This window comes from Butyrivibrio sp. NC3005, assembly GCF_000424545.1.
In the GTDB taxonomy this organism is placed as follows: domain Bacteria; phylum Bacillota; class Clostridia; order Lachnospirales; family Lachnospiraceae; genus Butyrivibrio.
On record NZ_AUKC01000092.1, the window covers coordinates 1 to 1351 of the forward strand.

Sequence of the window (1351 nt, forward strand, 5' to 3'; positions counted from 1 at the left end):
TGGAGTGTTTTCTTGGTCGTTAACATTATACCAAAAGGGAGGTCAATGCTCTTTTTATTTAAACCTCCCGAAAATAAAGGTTTTAGTAACAAAAAAGGGGTGTCAGATTTGACACTACCACACTTTTACAGGAGATAGTTTTATGAATGAAATGGACTCCGAGGGACGGGGTTAGTGTATTATTTAGAAAGCGACAATTAAAACATCTATATTTTAGGAGAGACTATGAGACAGCTGGTAAAGCCGCGTCGACTGAAGCCGGGGGATACGATAGCAACGATCAGCCCTTGCAACGGTTGGGCCGGAGATGAAGGCATAAAGTGGAAATATGAGTTGGGCGTTTCAAGACTTAGAGAATTGGGGCTTAATGTCATCACTGCTCCGAATTCTATGAGAGGTTCCGAGTATTTGGCGAAGAATCCTCGGGCACGAGCAGAAGATATCATGTGGGCTTTCGAGAATAAGGATGTACAGGCAATCATCGCCAATGTAGGAGGCTGCGACAGTATAAAGCTTATTCCTTTTATTGATCCCAAATCGATTTCCGACAATCCCAAAATATTTATCGGTTACTCCGATGTTATGAACATTCATCTTCTGTGCTATAAGTGCGGTCTTTCAACATTTTACGGAGATAATCTTTTGACACAGATTGCAGATCAGGCCGGTTGGCATGAGTATAGTAAGAAGTGGTTTATAAAAACACTTTTTGACAGTTTGGCTCTTGGAAACATTGAACCCGCAGACGAGTGGACTTTTGAGCCGTCTGATAATTTTTATCCCGAAAAGATCAGAAATTATTACCCGAGTAGCGGATATGAAATAATCCAAGGGCAGGGACGGATAGCGGGACGATTGATTGGCGGACACACGGGTATCATGGAACTTGAGGATACAGCGATAGAGCCGATGCTTGAAGACTATGAAGATGCGATTCTTTTTGTTGAGGACATTCCGGAATTTTTTGACGAAGAATTTATAGAGACTTTTTTTGAGAAATTGGGAAAAAAGGGAATTCTGAATAGACTAAACGGCATTATCATCGGAAAGGCTAATGAGGAAAGATATTTTATCGGACAAGCACAGATTATAAGGCAGATCGTTTCCGAAAATTATTCTTGCAAGATACCTATTATGTATGGACTTAATTTTGGCCATTCTTCGCCGATGTTCATTTTACCTTATGGGGCACAGGCAGAGATTGATTGCAATAAAAAGACATTTTCTATTTTAGAAAGCGGAGTTGTGGAGTAATTATTATAGACAAAGATTATGAAGGTGCAATAAATACAGCACTTCAACATATTAATGTATTTTGTGAGAGATAAAGTATTTTCAACAGTTCGATTGC

1 protein-coding gene is annotated in these 1351 nt (G+C 39.7%); it reads left to right on the plus strand.

Features of this window, described 5'->3' with window-relative positions; translation table 11 throughout:
* Positions 1–225 precede the first annotated feature (225 nt).
* The gene (locus G634_RS0114830) at positions 226–1254 is read left to right on the plus strand and encodes a S66 family peptidase (RefSeq protein WP_035800380.1); all 1029 of its coding nucleotides are present in this window, start codon (positions 226–228) and stop codon (positions 1252–1254) included.
* The last annotated feature ends 97 nt before the right edge of the window (positions 1255–1351 follow it).